The sequence below is a fragment of the Coprobacter fastidiosus genome, from assembly GCF_982245605.1.
Genome location: NZ_CEVCIF010000045.1, coordinates 1 through 18,754, shown reverse-complemented (window position 1 = coordinate 18,754; position 18,754 = coordinate 1). Strand labels below are relative to the sequence as shown.

17 protein-coding genes and 2 tRNA genes are annotated in these 18,754 nt (G+C 35.7%); 10 read left to right on the top strand and 9 right to left on the bottom strand.

Annotated features, from left to right (window positions below):
• Positions 1-88 precede the first annotated feature (88 nt).
• From AC0UMU_RS11090 to AC0UMU_RS11080, 3 genes are all read left to right on the top strand, one after another.
• Complete coding sequence (locus AC0UMU_RS11090; protein WP_288641634.1) at positions 89-724, top strand: CatA-like O-acetyltransferase; 636 nt, start codon at positions 89-91, stop codon at positions 722-724.
• A 243-nt stretch (positions 725-967) separates the two neighbouring features.
• A complete protein-coding gene (locus AC0UMU_RS11085) occupies positions 968-2,434 on the top strand; it encodes a glycoside hydrolase family 30 protein (RefSeq protein WP_278715859.1) in 1,467 nt (488 codons plus the stop codon).
• Positions 2,435-2,583: 149 nt separating this feature from the next.
• Positions 2,584-3,456, top strand: coding sequence for a DUF3078 domain-containing protein (locus AC0UMU_RS11080; RefSeq protein ID WP_423767137.1), 873 nt, complete (start codon positions 2,584-2,586; stop codon positions 3,454-3,456).
• A 72-nt stretch (positions 3,457-3,528) separates the two neighbouring features.
• Here AC0UMU_RS11080 and AC0UMU_RS11075 read toward each other — a convergent pair whose 3' ends face one another.
• Both AC0UMU_RS11075 and AC0UMU_RS11070 read right to left on the bottom strand, forming a co-directional pair.
• Positions 3,529-4,146 carry a DUF4923 family protein gene (locus AC0UMU_RS11075; protein WP_022390042.1) on the bottom strand — a complete coding sequence of 206 codons (618 nt, stop codon included), beginning with the start codon at positions 4,144-4,146 and terminating at the stop codon, positions 3,529-3,531.
• Between the two features lie 22 nt (positions 4,147-4,168).
• Complete coding sequence (locus AC0UMU_RS11070; protein WP_022390041.1) at positions 4,169-4,798, bottom strand: cytidylate kinase-like family protein; 630 nt, start codon at positions 4,796-4,798, stop codon at positions 4,169-4,171.
• Positions 4,799-5,344: 546 nt separating this feature from the next.
• On the opposite strand from AC0UMU_RS11070, the gene AC0UMU_RS11065 reads away from it, so the two are divergent.
• The 6 genes from AC0UMU_RS11065 to AC0UMU_RS11040 all read left to right on the top strand — a co-directional run bounded on the left by AC0UMU_RS11065 (position 5,345) and on the right by AC0UMU_RS11040 (position 12,514).
• Positions 5,345-7,483 (top strand): tetratricopeptide repeat protein, encoded by a 2,139-nt coding sequence (locus AC0UMU_RS11065; RefSeq protein ID WP_022390040.1) that lies wholly within the window; start codon positions 5,345-5,347, stop codon positions 7,481-7,483.
• Positions 7,484-7,937: 454 nt separating this feature from the next.
• A complete protein-coding gene (gene thrS, locus AC0UMU_RS11060; RefSeq protein WP_031258617.1) occupies positions 7,938-9,878 on the top strand; it encodes a threonine--tRNA ligase in 1,941 nt (646 codons plus the stop codon).
• Positions 9,879-9,942: 64 nt separating this feature from the next.
• Entirely contained in the window at positions 9,943-10,452 is a 510-nt protein-coding gene (gene infC, locus AC0UMU_RS11055; RefSeq protein ID WP_044261685.1) for a translation initiation factor IF-3, read from the top strand.
• Between the two features lie 59 nt (positions 10,453-10,511).
• Entirely contained in the window at positions 10,512-10,709 is a 198-nt protein-coding gene (rpmI, locus tag AC0UMU_RS11050) for a 50S ribosomal protein L35 (RefSeq protein ID WP_009317128.1), read from the top strand.
• A gap of 116 nt (positions 10,710-10,825) precedes the next feature.
• The gene (gene rplT, locus AC0UMU_RS11045; RefSeq protein ID WP_022389765.1) at positions 10,826-11,176 is read left to right on the top strand and encodes a 50S ribosomal protein L20; all 351 of its coding nucleotides are present in this window, start codon (positions 10,826-10,828) and stop codon (positions 11,174-11,176) included.
• 786 nt (positions 11,177-11,962) lie between these two features.
• Entirely contained in the window at positions 11,963-12,514 is a 552-nt protein-coding gene (locus tag AC0UMU_RS11040) for a DUF4468 domain-containing protein (protein ID WP_122338052.1), read from the top strand.
• 130 nt (positions 12,515-12,644) lie between these two features.
• Here AC0UMU_RS11040 and AC0UMU_RS11035 read toward each other — a convergent pair.
• The 4 genes from AC0UMU_RS11035 to AC0UMU_RS11020 form a co-directional block, all read right to left on the bottom strand.
• Positions 12,645-12,719, bottom strand: a tRNA-Pro gene (locus AC0UMU_RS11035).
• A 24-nt stretch (positions 12,720-12,743) separates the two neighbouring features.
• A tRNA-Asp gene (locus AC0UMU_RS11030) sits at positions 12,744-12,817 on the bottom strand.
• 173 nt (positions 12,818-12,990) lie between these two features.
• The gene (locus AC0UMU_RS11025) at positions 12,991-13,758 is read right to left on the bottom strand and encodes a TIGR03915 family putative DNA repair protein (protein WP_122338051.1); all 768 of its coding nucleotides are present in this window, start codon (positions 13,756-13,758) and stop codon (positions 12,991-12,993) included.
• 4 nt (positions 13,759-13,762) lie between these two features.
• Entirely contained in the window at positions 13,763-15,019 is a 1,257-nt protein-coding gene (locus tag AC0UMU_RS11020; protein ID WP_122338050.1) for a putative DNA modification/repair radical SAM protein, read from the bottom strand.
• 397 nt (positions 15,020-15,416) lie between these two features.
• On the opposite strand from AC0UMU_RS11020, the gene AC0UMU_RS11015 reads away from it, so the two are divergent.
• Complete coding sequence (locus AC0UMU_RS11015) at positions 15,417-16,007, top strand: uracil-DNA glycosylase family protein (protein WP_278715849.1); 591 nt, start codon at positions 15,417-15,419, stop codon at positions 16,005-16,007.
• Here AC0UMU_RS11015 and AC0UMU_RS11010 read toward each other — a convergent pair.
• From AC0UMU_RS11010 to AC0UMU_RS11000, 3 genes are all read right to left on the bottom strand, one after another.
• Positions 15,999-16,640, bottom strand: coding sequence for an MBL fold metallo-hydrolase (locus AC0UMU_RS11010; RefSeq protein WP_039927699.1), 642 nt, complete (start codon positions 16,638-16,640; stop codon positions 15,999-16,001). The genes AC0UMU_RS11015 and AC0UMU_RS11010 overlap by 9 nt on opposite strands.
• 14 nt (positions 16,641-16,654) lie before the next feature.
• Positions 16,655-17,281 (bottom strand): 16S rRNA (guanine(527)-N(7))-methyltransferase RsmG, encoded by a 627-nt coding sequence (rsmG, locus tag AC0UMU_RS11005; protein ID WP_009317117.1) that lies wholly within the window; start codon positions 17,279-17,281, stop codon positions 16,655-16,657.
• Between the two features lie 378 nt (positions 17,282-17,659).
• A partial coding sequence (locus AC0UMU_RS11000) for a transposase (protein ID WP_473979936.1) occupies positions 17,660-18,754 on the bottom strand: 1,095 nt, incomplete at its 5' end.

Genomic DNA, 18,754 nt, shown 5'->3' with positions numbered 1-18,754 from the left:
TTATTTCTTGTTTAATGATCAGGGTATTTTGTTTGGAAAGTATTTAAAGTTTTTTATCGGGAAATTTAGATAAGTTCAAATTCTAAAGATGAAACAGTTAGTAGATATTGATAATTGGAAAAGAAAAGAAAACTATCTTTTTTTTAGGAACTTTGCGAATCCGTATTATACGGTAACATCTGTTGTAGATGTCTCGAAAGCTTATGATACATCTAAACGTTTAGGAATAAAATTCTCTCAATTTCTTATGTACGCTTCATTGAAGGCTGTAAATGAGATCGAGTTTTTGCGGTATAGGCAAATAGATGGGAAGGTCTGGCTTTTTGATTCGATCAGGCTTAATACGGCAGTATCGCTTCCTGATCACTCTTTTATTTCAGTAATAGTCCCTTATAAATCGTCTTTAAAAGAATTCGTAATGTCGATTCAAGAGCAGATAGATTTGGCCCGAAAAGGTTTGGGTGATGCATATGGGCTCGATTCTGAAAAAGACGTTATTGTCATTAGTATTAATCCGTGGTATAGCTTTACTGGAATGCAGTTCCAATTTCCCGAGAATGCAGGAGAAAATATGCCGCTATCTATTCTCGGAAAAGTAACGGAAGATAATGGAATAAAAAAAATGCCGGTTGCAATGAGTTTTCATCATGGTTTTGTTGACGGATATTATGTGGGGCAATATTGGGAAAAATTTCAACAAAATTTAAATACCCCTTATGAATGAAGTTGAAAAAACAAAGAATATTTGACTAAATTGTCCTATTGGAAAAGGTAACTGTTATAAAGTTTTAAAGCCGAAAATTTTCAGAGTATGATGAATGAACGGGAAAGTCATTCGTTATGCTCTTTTTTATTTTCTTGTCTGGAAAATTTACGACCGGCTCTTTGTCTTTTGAAATATTTGAATAATATAAAAGAATCTGTAACTTTGTTACAATATTTACACATACATTTAATTTATCGTATCATGAAAAATCTGATTTCGATTGTCATTTTGACAATATCATTATGTGCATGTACACAGCACCGGAGTCCAGCAGTCGAGTGGATAAGTACTACTGCCGATTCTCTTTTTGTTTCTCATCCGGGTATTTTTATGTCGGAGTTTGTGGATAGTGCGGACGTTGAAATTCTTTTAGATAATCCTATGCAGGAAATTGATGGGTTTGGGGCGTGTTTTAATGAACTGGGGTGGACTTCATTATCTGAGTTGAATAGTGAGGATAGAGAAAATATCATAAAAGATCTTTTTAGTAAGGATGGTATGAACTTCTCTGTCGGACGAATGCCTTTAGGAGCAAATGATTTTTCTCGGGATTGGTATTCCTATAATGAAACGGATAAAGATTTTGAAATGGAGAACTTTTCGATAGCCAATGATGAGGAAACATTGATCCCGTTTATTAAGGCAGCTTTGGCAGTACGTCCCGATTTAAGACTTTGGGCTTCTCCTTGGTGTCCCCCTACATGGATGAAATACAATAAACATTATGCATGTATGTATCAAGATCCTGAGACTGTACAGGAAAATATGAAACAGTTGGGGATCAGTAATAGCATAACTACGGTTAATCATCTTACTCCTGATCAGCAAGGAGCAGAAGGGGCGGATATGTTTATTCAGAAACCCGAATATCTAAAAGCTTATGCTCTGTATTTTAAAAAGTTTATCGAAGCTTATCGCTCCAAAGGTATTCGTATTGAAATGGTTGCACCTCAAAATGAATTTAATTCTTGTCAAGTATTTCCTTCATGCATTTGGACAGCCGAGTCTTTATCGCGTTTTGTCGGAACATATTTGGGTCCGGAAATGCAGAAATTGGGAGTGAAGATATTATTTGGAACGATGGAACGGAAAAATGATCTGATGATAGATACCGTTATGAAAAGCGAAGCAGGAAAATATGTCTCGGCTATCGGTTTTCAATGGGCCGGAAAAGGTGCAATTAAGGCTGTTCATGAAAAATACCCTGAATTAAAGCTGGTGCAGACTGAAAGCGAATGTGGAGATGGAAAGAATAGCTGGGATTATTGTTTTTATACTTGGAATCTGATGAAACACTATCTTAGCAATGGAACATCTGTTTACATGTATTGGAATATTTCGTTAGAAGAAGATGGCCTGAGCCATTGGTTCTGGCGTCAGAACTCCTTAGTATCGGTTGACAAGGATACAAAAACATATAGATATACCCCCGAATATTACTTAATGAAACAGCTCAGCCATTTTGTACAGCCTGGAGCGCGAAGAATTGAGACTTCGGGAAGATATGATAATTTGTTGGCATTCAGAAATCCTGATAATTCGATTGTTGTTATTGCAGCAAATGAAGAAAATTTTGAACAACCTTTGAAAGTCAGAATAGGGAAATTTATATTACCGGTGAATTTAGAATCTCGGTCTATAAATACGTTTGTAATACCAAAAAAATAAAGTCTATATCAAATAAGTGGAAAACGGGTAAGCAGATTTGTTTATCCGTTTTTTTTGAAATAAAGAAAACAATATTAAGCTAAAAACTGTTATGTAAAATATATTAATTTTATTGTGTTGGATTTATTTATAAAAAGCTAATTATGACGATCCGAAAATTATTTTTGTTGATGACATTATTTGTTGGGATGAGTATATCTGAAATTAATGCGGAAACTAAGGATTCTTTGTGGACGACTTCTGGATATGCAGGTCTTAAGTTGACTCAAGTCAGTTTTACAAATTGGGCGACAGGAGGGGATAATGCTTTTGCCTTTGATTTGCAAGGAACATATCAAGCAGATTATAAACATAATAGACATGTATGGAAAAATAGATTAGAGTTGGCTTATGGATTGAATAAGACCAAAGGAGATGGATTAAAGAAAACCAGTGATAAGATTTATTTGAATTCCAATTACGGATATGAAATATATAAAAATTTATATGCAAGCGCCATTTTGAATTTTCAGTCACAATTTACAAGAGGATATGATTATGCAATCAGCCGGGATATCTCTGTTTCGGAATTTATGTCTCCCGGATATTTAATGACCGGATTTGGGGTGACATGGATACCTAATAAATATTTTACAGCGGTATTTTCACCTGTAGCATGGCGCGGAACATTCGTTTTAAATAAACGACTTTCCGATGAAGGTGCATTTGGTGTAAAGCCGGGTAAAAACCTCTTGTCTGAATTAGGAGCTAATCTAAAATTGGAAAGTAAATATGAATTTTTGAAAAATATGACAGTTTATTCTCGGTTAGATCTATATTCCGATTATTTACGGAAGCCTCAAAATGTTGATGTAAATTGGGAAGTTCAATTAAATATGGTTATTAATAAGTGGTTCTCTACAACATTAACAACAAATCTGGTATATGACGATGATGTCCTTATCGGATTGAGTGACGGTCGTAGAGTAAAACGGGTTCAATTTAAAGAGTTATTAGGAGTCGGGCTTCAATTTAATTTTTAGAATGTCTAATATACAATAAGAGGTGGATTTTTTAATCCACCTCTTATTGTATATTAGGTTAAGTATAACTGTTTATTTACTTAGTTCAAATCCGATCAGCATGCCGTCATAACCTTCGGCAACGGATCCGATTGTCTTGATTGTCGAACTTTTAGATGCTGAAGATAATTTAGTTAATATCTGTAACAATTTATCGGCATTAAATAACAGTTTTATGTTATTTCCGGATTTCTCGATTTTAGCTTCAGATTTTCCAATATTTATTAATCCGGCAATTTGATATTGTAGGTTTAGCTCTTGATTTTCTGCATCGAACGTGTATGTTCCCTTAGAATTGCGTCCCATAAATTTATTTACAAACGTACTATCGGCGAATGTATATCCGAATTTTTCTGAACTGATACCTATTTTTGAATAAATACCGGCCAATTTTTCACTAACTTCATTAGCGACTATTGCACCACCGGCTTTTTTCAAAAGATCTTCAGTAGTAAATGAACATGCGGGACTTGCATATTTCCATGTACCTTCTAAATCAGATTGTTTAACACCACTGATTCCCGATACAATATTTGATACAGCGTCTTTTACATTTGAAGAATTAAGAAAATCTTTCAGACTTTGTGCATAAGATGAAATAGTTGTGGCAAACAATAAAACCACCGCAAGTGATACAACTTTTCTTTTCATGATGAATTTTATTATTTAATAATTATTTTGACTGTTCTAATTTTAGTTCAATAAATCTTTTAATGAAAAAGGCTGTTTCTTCTGATCCTAAGATAGAAGAGTCTATCGATAAATGATAAGAAGCAGAATCTCCCCACTCTTTATCAGTATAAAAGTTGTAATAGGCAGCACGGTGCTTATTTATTTTCTCGGCTTTTTCCAAAGCTTCTTTTACATCGATAGGTTCTGTTCTGGTGATTCTTTCTATACGATTTTGCATGGGAGCGTGAATAAATATATTGAAACAATTGGGAACATCCCTTAATATATAGTCGGCGCACCTTCCTACGATTACACAAGAGTGTTCTTGTGCTATTCGCTGAATGACATCAGACTGATATTTGAAAATATTCTCGTTACAAAGAGAACCGTCGCTACCGAACGTACTGCCTAAAGATGCCCAGCTCATGGAGAGCATGTGCCGTAGGGAACCAGGGGCTTTTTCATCGGCTTTTTCAAAATATTCTGCATTGAGACCACTTTCTTTGGAAGCCTCTTTGATTAGTTCTTTGTCATAATAAGCAATATTAAATAATTGTGATAATCTTTTCCCGATTTCTCGTCCTCCGCTTCCATATTGACGGCCTATAGTTATGATAAATTTCTGTTCCATGATTGATCAAAATTTTAGATTCTGTTTATTATCCGTTCTAAAAAACAGAAACAAATTTACAAAGTTTAATCGGAAATGATTCTCTTGACCGTGTAAATTTTTATATTTCAAGTTTTTCATATCGCTTAAAGCCGGTCATCTAAATTTTTTATAGAATGTCTTTATTCCGATAAATAATGGGTGTGGCATTATGATTTATAAAATTCTTGTGTAATTCAGGAGAATGAGTTTATTGAGTAATAATAAATGAAAACTTTTGCATGTTTATAAGAAAGAAAAAGCTATAAAATATGATGATAGAGTAAAACTTTATACTATAAAATCCCTACATTTGCGATTTAGAGTTTATATGAAATGATAATCAAGGAGAATGAAAGTATTTTTAGAGTGTCCCAACTGTTTTAAGAGATCGGAATGGTACTTTGTTTTGAGATTTACAGTTTGGAAGATTCGAGAATAATACAGTCCTTGGATAGACAATCAAAATATTTCCGTAGGATTTTCGACCTACAAGAAATAATAGATTAAAAAAGAAGATACCGAAAGATGAAAATACAGTTTTCCCATAATATAATGGTATATTTAAAGAGAATCATTTTGTCGTTTTTGGGATTAATAAGTTTTTTCGTTCCGATTCAAGCTCAACTGAATACGGAACGTGTAATGAATATTGGTCGCAATGCTCTCTATTTTGAAGATTATATACTTTCCATACAGTACTTTAATCAAGTCATAAAAGTAAAGCCTTACATGGCAGAACCTTATTTTTATAGAGCTGCCGCCAAGTTAAGTCTGGAAGATTTCAGAGGTGCAGAGGAGGATTGTAATTTATGCCTCGAACGTAACCCTTTTATAACGGGAGCTTATCAGGTTCGAGGAATTGCCCGTCAAAATTTAGGAGATTATCAAGGAGCGATTGATGATTACAATGAGGGACTGAAATATGCTCCTGAAGACCGAACCTTTTTGGGAAATAAAGCAATAGCAGAAGTCCAGCTCAAAAAATATGATGATGCGGAAAAAAGTTTTGATAAACTTATCAAAACTCATCCGTCTTATTACAACGGCTATTTAAGTCGTAGCCAGTTTTGGTTAGAAAAAAAAGATACTTTGAAGGCAATCGAAGATATAGACAAAGCTATATCTTTAGACAAGCATCTTTCGTATGCATACGCACAACGGGCTATTATTAAATTTCAATATACAAAAGATTATCAAGATGCTTTGGCAGATATGAATGAAGCTTTACGGCTTGATCCGAATATGTCTTCTTATTATATTAATCGGGCATTGATAAAATATCATTTGGATGATTTGAGAGGTACAATGGCCGATTATGACAGAGTTGTGGAGATAGATCCTAATAATCTGATGGCTCATTACAATCGAGGTCTGTTAAGAGCCCAGGTCGGAGAAAAAAATAAAGCAATAGAAGATTTTTCCTTTGTATTGAAATATGAACCGGATAATTATTTTGCTTACTATAATCGGGCTGTATTATACGATGAATTGGGAAACTATAGAGCTGCAGTCAAAGATTACAATAAAGTATTGGATCAATATCCCGATTTTTATTCTGGATATTATGCCCGTTCTGAAGCAAAAAGGAAATCGGGAGATATTTCCGGCGGAAAATCAGATTATCAGAAAGCTATGAAACTTTATGAGCAACAGAAGAATACAAATAAGAATTATGAGGAAGTAGCAGATAATATTGATGAATCTGAAAATGACACTTCAGAGAAAGATGCTGATAAGGTAAGAAAAGAGTCCGACAAAAATATAAATAAATTTGATCGATTATTGGTTGCGGACAATACCGATATGAAGAGTAAATATACTAATGAAATAAGAGGTAGAGTGCAAGATAAGAATTTCAATGTAGAAATAGCTCCGGCATTTGTTCTTACATATTATGAAAAACCGGATCAGGTAAAACAGACAATTTCTTTTGTCCCCGAGGTTGAAAATCTGAATAGAGCCGGGATATTGCCTTATCGGGTGTTATTGACAAATGCTGAGATGGCATTGGACTCTGCAAAAATTAATAAACATTTTGTCTCGGTCAATGATTATTCTAAATTGATAGAAATAAATCCGAATAATGCAGTCCCATATTTTGGACGAGCTCTCGATTTTATGTTGATACAAGATTTTGCAAGTTCTTTAGATGATCTGAATCGGGTGATACAGTTAAGCGATAATTTTGTTTTGGCTTATTTTATGCGAGCTGTCGTCCGGTTTAAGCAAATTGAATATCGAGCTTTTACCCAAGATTTCGATACTCAAAATAGCAAATCTGTTACAGAAGCGTTTAGTTTACCAAAGAACTCGGCATCATCGATATTATTACCCAATTCATCGTCAAATAAAAAAGAATCGGTCGGAATGGATTATGAGATGGTTCTTCGAGATTACGATAAAGTTATAGAAATGTCGCCGCAATTCGTTTACGCTTATTATAATCGAGCTAATGTAAGATGTGCACAAAGAGATTTTCGGGCAGCTTTAGCAGATTATAATGAAGCAATTCGCTTACGTCCGGATTTTTCAGATGCGTATTTTAATAGAGGATTAGTGTATGTCTTTTTAGGAGAGACTCAGAAAGGTATTGCCGATTTAAGTAAAGCCGGAGAATTAGGAATCGTTTCTGCCTATAATGTTATTAAAAGGCTGGGAGATTAAATTTTTGCCATGGTTTTGGGCAATGTAATAAAACGCCATTAAGACAAGACCTAATAATCATTTCAAAGGTATATTTATTGACGTTTAGATAGGGTATAAGAATTTGTTTAAACTTTACACTGACATTTTTTGAGGACTGTTTTTGAGAAAGGATGAGAAACGTCGGACTACATGACGTGTAGAAACAGTAATATAGATCGGGAGCAGAGTAAAAGTCTGGATATACACCTTATTATCGGAAAATTTAGATAGGCTCTTAAAGGATCTGAGAATCGTCTTATTGGATAGTAAAAAAATATTGCCATAAAATTTAAACAGGGTCTAAAAAATTATTACTTTTGTGCTCTTGATAAAATATCTCTTTTTATAGAGACTTAGAAAATAAGAATTATAAAAACAATTGTTACATTTTGCGTGTTGTATTAATGCTATGCGCAACAAGAAAACAAAGATTATGATAAAAATAACTTTTCCCGATCAATCGGTTAAAGAATTCGCTAAGGGAACTACACCGTTGCAGATAGCCGAAAGTATCAGTCCTCGTTTAGCTCAGGATGTTCTTGCAGCTTCGATAAACGGGCAAGAATGGGATCTTTCTCGTCCTATAAATGAAGATGCCGCCATAAAATTATTTAAATGGGATGATCCTGAAGGAAAACATGCATTCTGGCATTCATCAGCCCATTTGTTGGCTGAAGCATTACAAGAACTTTATCCCGGAATAAAGTTCGGAATCGGTCCGGCAATAGAGAACGGATTTTATTATGATGTGGATCCAGGTGATACACCTATTAAAGAAGGCGATTTTGCAGCTATCGAAACTAAAATGGCTGAACTTGCTTCTAAAAAAGAAGCGATTGTACGGCATGATATATCGAAAGCTGATGCTTTGAAAATGTTCGGGGACCGTAATGAAGAATATAAAGTGGAGTTGATTTCCGAATTGGAAGACGGAACGATCTCAACATATACACAAGGGAACTTTACCGATCTTTGTCGAGGTCCGCATTTGCCTAATACAGCTCCGATTAAAGCAGTGAAAATAACATCTCTTGCTGGAGCATATTGGCGAGGCGATGAGAAACGTCATCAGTTGACACGTATCTATGGCATTTCTTTCCCGAAAAAGAAAATGTTGGACGAATATTTAGCTTTGATGGAAGAAGCTAAAAAACGGGATCATCGAAAAATCGGAAAGGAATTAGAATTGTTTACGTTCTCACCGGCTGTAGGGCAGGGGTTACCTTTATGGCTTCCGAAGGGAGCTCTTTTGCGTGATCGGCTTGAAAATTTTTTACGTCGTATTCAGAAACGATTCGGGTATCAACAGGTCATAACTCCCCATATCGGAAATAAATTATTGTATGTGACGTCTGGACATTATGCCAAATATGGTAAAGATTCTTTCCAGCCTATTCATACACCTGAAGAAGGTGAAGAATTTTTGTTGAAACCCATGAATTGTCCTCATCATTGTGAGATATATAAAGCATTTCCTCGTTCATATAAAGAATTGCCCTTGCGATTTGCAGAATTCGGAACAGTATATCGTTATGAACAAAGCGGAGAATTGCATGGATTGACAAGGGTTCGGGGATTTACTCAGGATGATGCTCATATTTTTTGTCGTCCCGATCAGTTGAAGGAAGAATTCTTAAAAGTAATGGATATTATATTTATTATATTCAAAGCTCTTGATTTTAAGAATTTTGAAGCTCAAATTTCTTTGCGTGATCCGAATAATCGGGAAAAATATATCGGTTCTGACGAAAATTGGGAAAAAGCAGAACGTGCTATAGTTGAGGCTTGTGAAGAAAAGGGCTTAAATGCCAGAGTCGAATTGGGAGAAGCTGCTTTTTATGGACCGAAACTCGACTTTATGGTAAAAGATGCTATCGGACGTCGTTGGCAGTTAGGAACTATTCAGGTCGATTATAATTTACCGGAACGGTTCGAGCTTGAATATACAGGAAGCGATAATCAAAAACATCGTCCTGTTATGATACATCGAGCACCATTCGGCTCAATGGAACGTTTTGTTGCGGTTCTTATCGAACATACTGCCGGAAAATTCCCTTTATGGTTGACTCCGGAACAGGTCGTTGTTATGCCTATCAGTGAGAAATATAATGACTATGCACATGAAGTTGCTGCACAACTCGAAATGCAGGATATACGTACCACTGTAGATGACCGTAATGAAAAAATCGGGCGGAAAATACGCGATAATGAGCTCAAAAGAATTCCGTATTTGCTTATTGTCGGAGAAAAAGAAGAACAAAATAAAGAAGTTTCTGTAAGAAAACAGGGTGAAGGTGATAAAGGTTCGATGAAAATTACTACCTTTGCCGAACTTCTGACTGAAGAAGTTGAAAGAATGATAACCCAATGGTAATTGAATGGAGAAAAAAAACAATTTAGGAGTTAATAAAAATTATCCTTCAAAGAAAAATGAAGGAATGAAAGAGTTGTACCGTACCAATGAAAAAATTAGGGTAAAAGAAGTTAGATTGGTAGGAGAAAATGTCGAACAGGGAGTTTATTCTATTCAAGACGCTTTGCGTATTGCAGAAGAGCAAGAACTCGATCTTGTAGAAATTTCTCCAAATGCGGTTCCTCCTGTTTGTCGTATTACGGATTATCAGAAATTCCTTTATCAGCAGAAAAAACGTTTAAAAGAACAGAAAGCTAAATCGACTAAAGTAGTCGTAAAGGAGATTCGTTTCGGACCTCAGACCGATGATCATGATTATAATTTTAAATTAAAACATGCCAAAGGTTTCCTTGAAGAAGGTGCGAAAGTTAAGGCTTATGTTTTCTTTAAAGGGCGTTCTATATTGTTCAAAGAACAAGGAGAAGTGCTTTTACTTCGTTTTGCCAATGATCTGGAAGATTATGGCAGAGTAGAGCAGTTACCCGTTTTGGAAGGTAAGCGTATGATTATAATGATTACTCCTAAGAAAAAGTAGAGAATTGAGGAGACTCAATATTATATGTTTTAGTAATACATAAATTAAAATTTAGTAAGATGCCAAAGATGAAAACTAACTCCGGTGCCAAAAAAAGGTTCGTCCTTACCGGATCAGGAAAAATCAAAAGAAAACACGCTTTCAAAAGTCATATTCTGACGAAAAAGACTAAAAAGCAAAAAAGAAATCTTACTCATTTCACTCTTGTATCTTCTGCAGATATCAATAATGTGAAAGAGTTATTGTGCTTGAAATAAGCCTTTGATTTTTTATTTAAAGCAAAAAGCGAGTTTAAAATTTTATTAACCGAATGTCATAGCTCGAAGATCATCCCGTGAGGAGGTGACGCTAACATTCAAAACAAGTAAAAACTATGCCAAGATCAGTAAATCACGTTGCTTCAAGAGCAAGAAGAAAGAAAATTTTAAAATTAACCAAAGGTTACTATGGTTCTAGAAAAAATGTTTGGACCGTAGCTAAAAATACATGGGAGAAAGGTTTAACCTATGCTTACCGTGACCGTAAAGCTAAAAAACGCGAGTTCAGAGCATTGTGGATTCAGCGTATTAATGCGGCAGCTCGTTTGGAAGGTATGTCATATTCCAAATTGATGGGGGCTTTGCATAAAGCTGGTATTGAAATCAACCGCAAAGTTCTTGCAGATTTGGCAATGAACAATAATGATGCTTTTAAGGCTATTGTAGAGCAGGCAAAAAAAGCTTAACTCATTTGTTATTATATAAATAAGGTTTCTTATACAAGAAGCCTTATTTTTTTGTCCTAAAAATTTGATTATTGTACTACTTTTACTATATTTGTAATACAGAAAGCGAGTAAGACATAAGGTTGCATCCTAGTAGATTGGGAAACTCATCAAATCTTATGAAATACCGAGAACAAAGCTTTCTCTTCTAATGGCGGGCCACGCCGAGAGGTATGCATTATGCACGGTGGATTACAAAGGAAGGGGGCACTCAAATCCTGTTATTCGGAGTTTCATCGCATCCTATGATGCAACCTTTCTTTATAAAAGGCAGACTATTTAATGGTTTGCCTTTATTTTTATATATTTTCTACTGGAAAAACTGCTTTAGATGTTTTGAAAGTTTTTTTAAAGGTGTTTTTCAGTTCTGATAAAGAACATCGTAGGGAAAAGAAAGTTTTACCCTAATTATGATCGGCAATTATGCGGAACATTTGCTGATTCCGATTAAAAAAATACTACTCAGGAACAATGCCAAATTTATAAAATTGATAATATGTGTACTTATTGGCTGGAGCTGGATGAAAATCTCTCATTTGATGTTTCTTTGAAAAAGATAAGTACGATTTCAATCTTTGAAGTATTACTCAAAGGGAAACTTATTTAGTAGTTTATAAATTGATTTCAATAAGATATTCGATATGATATAGAATAATAAAATAGGATTTAGTTTTGTTATTTTATTCTTTTTTTATAAAATTACTGTTGTGAATAATAAACATATTTACAAACCAAAAGATTAATTTTATGAAGAAGCTATTTTTACTACTCTTTGTTTCTATGGGGTATTTCTTTTCTTCCTATGGTCAAGAAAAATTGACATTTAGTAAGGTTATAGAGGTTAAAGATGTAGATAAGACAAGTATTTATATTTCTTTACGAGATTGGATATCAACTTACTATAGAGATACTCAAGAGGTTTTGCAAATGGATGACAAAGACGCTGGTATTATTATAGGTAAAGCAATTTTTTTGTATTCAATGAATAAACTGGCTTATGCTGCCTATGAGGGAAAGATATGGTATTCTATTAAATTGCAAGTTAAGGATGGTCGGTTTAAAGTTGAAATGTTAAATTTTATTCATGAAAATAAAAAAGGTAATGCTCCAACTTGCAACTTAGGACTAATTACCATTGCGGAAAATTATACAGATAAGGGGGCGCAAAAGTTTTTTCATAATAAGGTTTGGAAAGATATTAAAGTAAAAAGTGAACGGGAATCAAATAGTATATTTTCAGATTTAGAGAAATTGGCAGCATCAATACAAACGGTTAAGGAAGACTCTGATGATTGGTAATTGATATTTTTTATTTGCTTGATATGCTAAATTATTGGCTGCGTTGTTAAAATTACCTTTTAACTCTCCAAATCATACTGAAATAAATAAAAAAGAGGAAGCTAATTTACTTAACTTCCTCTTTTTTGTGTCGGGGTACCAGGATTCGAACCTGGGACCCCCTGCTCCCAAAGCAGGTGCGCTAACCGGACTGCGCTACACCCCGAATCTTCATTAAAGATATTGTTTGCGGTGCGGACGGGACTCGAACCCGCGACCCCATGCGTGACAGGCATGTATTCTAACCAGCTGAACTACCGCACCAGTTAACAAAATTAAGAACGCTTCTTTTTTCTTTTGCGTTGCAAAGATAGTCACATTTTTTGATTTAACAACAGTCTTGAATGAAAAATTTTCAGGAAAATCTTTATTAAAAATCGTTCGATACACAATCGGTTGAAAATCAGATAATGCAGAAAACAGGTTTTAAATAAAAATTATTTTTGTTTCTCGGTTAAATGTTTCCAAAACCTTACAGGCAAGTTTTGACGATGTAGTTTGGGGTTGTTTCTTTCCTTAATATTAATTGCTTTGAAATATTCTTTCCAAAGCTTTTGAAATAATTCTTCATCGGGATGCATTTGATTTTTGTCTAATATTCCGGATAGAAGATGAGCGCTACTGTTTTCGAACTGTATTTCTGTAACCGAAGACAGATCATAATAGTATCCGTATTCTCGTTTTAAATCATAAATTATCCATTTCTGGTCTGAAAAGCGATCCTTGCAGTGAGGAACGATTAAAGACAATACATTATAAATCGGCTCTATTGCTGCAAAGAATGTTCCATCCATAGCTTTTTGGAAACGTAGAAGCTGAATAATTCGGTGTTGTTCACGATGTACTTTTTTCCAGATTTGAGAAAGTTCCAAGACATCATTATCTCCGAAATTCAGTTCAATAGAACAGGGGGAATCTATAGCTTTTCGTATATAACGAAAAATCAATAGATCTATTTCGGGCAATTCAGATAACCAACTGGCAGCAAGACAGGAGAGGGCAGGTCTCGACAACTTTTTCATCAATCCGTTCCATACCCGTTCCGCTTTATCATTATCCGTATATACTATATGTAAATCGTCATAGAATAGTGGAAGAGTCTCGTCTTCGCTCAGTAAAAGATCCGGAAATGTTTTTCGAGAATAAGCGTCGAAAATTGCATTCAACAACCCTTCAAATGTTTTATCATATATGAATATATTCATGTTTTTAATCTTCAAAAGAGAGCGTTAGTTGTCGTGAGTCTTTCGTTCGTGGTCTCCCTACTAAAAGTTTGCGGATATTTTGTGGATTCATTTCGTTTACTGTTTGCATAGGAAGTTCGTTGCAAGTAATAAAATACTGCGCTTTTTTCATTACCACGCCGATTTTTTTTAATTGGGACGCTCCTAATCGGGAGTAACGGCGGGAAACAACGATTAATTTTGCAGATTTTATACCGATTCCGGGTACTCGCAGAAGCATTTCGTAGTCTGCTCGGTTTATATCTATCGGAAAAATTTCCGGATGACGTAAAGCCCACGCAAGTTTAGGATCGATATCCAGATCGAGATTAGGATAAGCATCATCTACGATTTCATTTACTTTGAATTGGTAGAATCTCAATAGCCAGTCGGCTTGGTACAATCTGTTTTCCCTCACCAATGGAGGTTGTTTTAGAACCGGCAATCGATTATCATAATCGTTTACATGAATATATCCGGAATAATATACTCTTTTCATCGTTGGTCGCTGATATAAAGCAGACGATATGCGGAGTATATCCTTATCTGTATCTGACGTTGCTCCTACAATCATTTGTGTACTTTGTCCTGCCGGGGCAAAACGGGGTGCATGGCGGAATCTTTTTTTTTCTTCCGCACTTTGCAAGATTCCTTGTTGTATGTAACGCATTGGCGTAAATACACTTTTAAAGTCTTTTTCAGGTGCTAATATTTTGAGGCTTTCTTCATTAGGAATTTCTATATTTACACTTAATCTATCAGCGTATAATCCAGCTTCGTTTACCAGTTCTCTGCTGGCTCCCGGAATGCTTTTCAAATGGATATATCCGTTATAACGGTGTTTCAATCGCAATTCTTTTGCTACTCCTACCAATCTTTCCATTGTATAGTCCGGATTATTTACTACTCCCGAACTTAAAAAAAGACCTTCGATATAATTTCTTCTATAAAATTCTATGGTAAGATCGACCAGTTCTGATACAGACAATGTTGCTCTTTTCAGGTCATTACTTTTACGGTTGATACAATAAGCGCAATCATATATACAATAATTGGTAAGCATAATTTTCAAAAGCGAAACGCATCTTCCGTCTTCTGTAAAACTATGGCAAATACCCCAGCCCGAAGCACTTCCTATGCCACCTGTCATTTTGGAGCGGGAAGTTCCGCTTGAGGCGCAAGATACATCGTATTTTGCCGATTCCGCAAGAATTTTCAGTTTTTCGAGAACTTTTTCATTCATAATTATATTTCGCTCTGATAACTGCAAAAATAGAGAAAGACTTTGTTTTTATGTAGAAATTGTTCCTTAAATTATATCTTTGTATGAGTTAAAAAAATGAGTGTTTTTTATCAGGAAAATATGTCCTTTTAAGGACTGTTTTTTGGTAATTAAAAAATGCTTAAAGCAATGTAATTTTTGAAGAATTAAGATTAGACTATTATCATTAAATCGGAATTGGTTGAATATGATGTAACGTTGGACGTAAATTTTGTTGACGTAAATGTGCAAAATGAACAGGCCGTAAGATTTTATTTGCATCAGTGATTTCATGTAATAGGTCGTGATGCAACAGATAGTACCGGAAAGCCGTATTCTGTTTTACACGTGCGATTATAAATATAAAAATGCAAGTTGTATGAATGACACGAATATAATACCGATAGAAAATCATCCGTTAAAACCATTTATTCCACAAAATACTCGGATGCTGATGTTGGGGAGTTTTCCTCCGAAAAAGATACGTTGGAGCATGAATTTTTATTATCCGAATCTTCAAAATGATATGTGGCGTATTTTCGGACTCGTTTTTTTCGGAGATAAGGATCATTTTTTAGATAATACAAAACTATTCGATAAGAACCGCATTACCGTTTTTTTGGAAGAGAAAGGCATTGCTTTAAGTGATACTGCTCGATCTGTAAAGAGGTTAAAAGATAATGCCTCTGATAAATTTTTGGAAGTTGTAGAAGCTGCCGATATTAATACTTTATTAGAGCAAATGCCAATGTGCAAAGCTGTTGTCACTACAGGACAAAAGGCTACCGAGATATTGAGTGATCTTGTTTCGTCTGCAATTCCTCCTGTCGGAAGCTTTGTTGAATTTGAATATCAAAGTAGAAAAATGCGTTTTTACAGAATGCCTTCTTCTTCCCGGGCCTATCCTAAACCTTTGTCAGAAAAGGCTGCGGTATATGCCCGGATGTTCGAAGAATTAGGTTTATTGTAAATATGGATTTTGTTTCTTTTCAAAGCCTATTGTTGTGCTAGGACCGTGTCCGGAATAAATAACCGTATCTTCCGGTAGTATAAATAGTTTTTCTCGAATACCGGTAATTAATTGATTATAGTTTCCTCCCGGTAAATCCGTCCGGCCGATACTGCCTCTGAAAAGTACGTCTCCGCCAAACGCTATTTTTTCTTCTTTGCAATAATATATGATACTTCCGGGAGAATGTCCCGGTACGTGTATAGCTCGTAAAGAATATTTCCCGATTTTGAAAATATCGTTTTCATGGACATTATGATCAATGGGAATGGGAGGGTCTTGTAATTGTATGCCGAACATAGAAGCTTGTTCTTTCATGTTATCTAATAGAAAAGCATCATCGGGATGGGCTGTTAATCCGACATTGAAAGTATTATACACATGTCTGTCTCCGAAATTATGATCGAGATGCAAATGTGTTGCCAAAAGATATTTGACTTTCAAATTATTGTCTATAATGTAACCTGATAGAATATCTTGTTCGTCTGCATAATAACACCCTGCGTCTATGATTGCGCATTCACCGGTTTCACTATCCGATATGACATACGTATTTTCTGAAAACGGATTGAATTGGAACTCCTTAATTACCAGCATATATATATTATTTATTTGTGGACAGGTACGTAAACGACCTTTTTGGTATCGAAATACTCTTCTTTGAAATATTCTTTCAAATTGTACACGATCGAAATCTTTTTAAATGGTGCTACTTCGTTTTGAAGTTCTCCTCCTTTTAAGCAAATCAGACCGTTAGGCATTGCATTTTGTTGCTTTTTTCGGATATTTTTGCGAATAAGTTTCATTAGATCATTTAATGGCATGACAGCGCGACTTACGACAAAGTCGAACTCGCTTTTTTCTTCTTCTACTCCACAATGTCTGCATGTCACGTTTTGCAGTCCGATGGATTGTGCTATTTCTGAAGCGACTTTAACCTTTTTTCCGATACGATCTAATAAATGAAATTTGCATTCGGGAAATAAAATAGCCAGAGGTATTCCGGGAAATCCTCCTCCAGTACCTACATCCATTATTGCACTTTCGGGAGTAAATTGTATAATTTTTGCTATTCCTAAAGAATGCAATATATGGTGGGTATATAGATTGTCTATATCTTTACGGGAAATAACGTTGATTTTACTATTCCAGTCTTTATATAGTTCGTCTAAGGTTGCGAATTGGGATTTTTGATTTTCGTTTAGATTCGGAAAATATTTTTCAATAATTTGCATCGGATATTTAGCGTAAATAATAGGTTATTAATAAGATTACTTATTTGGGTATATTGTCTCTCTTACAAAAATAGTGTAAAATGTGAATATCCCAATGATTTATTATTAAATTGTTTATAAAAACGAAGTATCTGTCAAATTAAACTGAAGTACTTTATAAAAGAGGGTGCACTTCACAATTGAGTGCACCCTCTTTTAGGGATATTCAGTAAATGTCCCTAAAAATCAAGATGGCATATGAAGATGATAGAGCATACTCACTTCATATGCCATTTTTATAGTCCTATTCCTGTAATTTCTCACACAATCTTACCCTACAAGACATGACGCTCGGGAAGAAGTCTGAAGACATCTTCTGCCTCTGCCTGTAAAATCATATCATGCCGCTTTCACCGTCCTGTTCCTGATCTTGTCAATCATCAGTACGGCATTTGCCGTATGTATTCCAAAGAAAATCCACAGGATTTCCGTCTTCCTGTTCCCGGCCTTTATTCTTGAGAGTGAGTAATGTTGTTTTTGAGTTCCGAAGCTGCCTTCAAGCCGGGTGGCCCTCTCTCTTGACAACTCACATCTGAGAACCTTCCTCAAGGGTTCATCCCTGGCCGCCCTTCCCTTGCGCACAAAGGAAGTGGATATTCCATATTTCGTACAGAACTTTCTGTTGGCGTTATTGGCATATATAGAGTCGGCCGCCACGCATCTAACCCTTACACTCATAAGTTTCTGCTGCATACGGATACAGTCCTTAAGCCGTATCCCCTCGTTGAAAGCCTTGAACGAGAGGTGTTCGATGAACGATATACCGTCTATCTGTATGTTGTTAACCTTTGCGCCGAACTCGACGGACTTGGTTTCCTTGCCTCTTACGATGGGACGTATATAATGACGGTCGATGCTGACGATGCGGTCACTGACTTTCCGACCTTCAAACATTTCCTTCTCCTGTACAAGGACCTTTCTGATGACGGACAGCCGTTTCCGGTAATCCGGTGTGTATCGGAGTGAGACACCGTACTCCCTATGGATTCCATCCCTCTGTATGAGGAGTTTTTCAAGAAGCCTGATCATACGGCGCTTGAGCATCCTTGTCCGTGAAACCTTCCTTTTTCTTTTCTTGCTGTAGGACAGATAAGACGCTTCCACATCCGCATATTTGTTGCGCGGACGCCTTATGCCAAGCTCCCCGCAATGCCGACAGATATGTCTGTGAAGCCATTCAATGCTTTCCCAAAGAAGTTTCATGTCCGTAGGAAAACGCATATGGCTCTCATAGCATGTGGCATCGCTCATGCACACGTGAAGGTTCTCAAGATAAGGTTTCCAGTGTGAGGCCAGCACTTCCTGGAGGAATTCAATGTCAAGACGGGATGCCATCTCATTGCGGATGGCACTGACTATCTTGTAGTTGGTTATGGGGAAGGACGGATCTATCATGATTCCGCAGAACATCTGGTAATGTATGTTCCCGTTAAG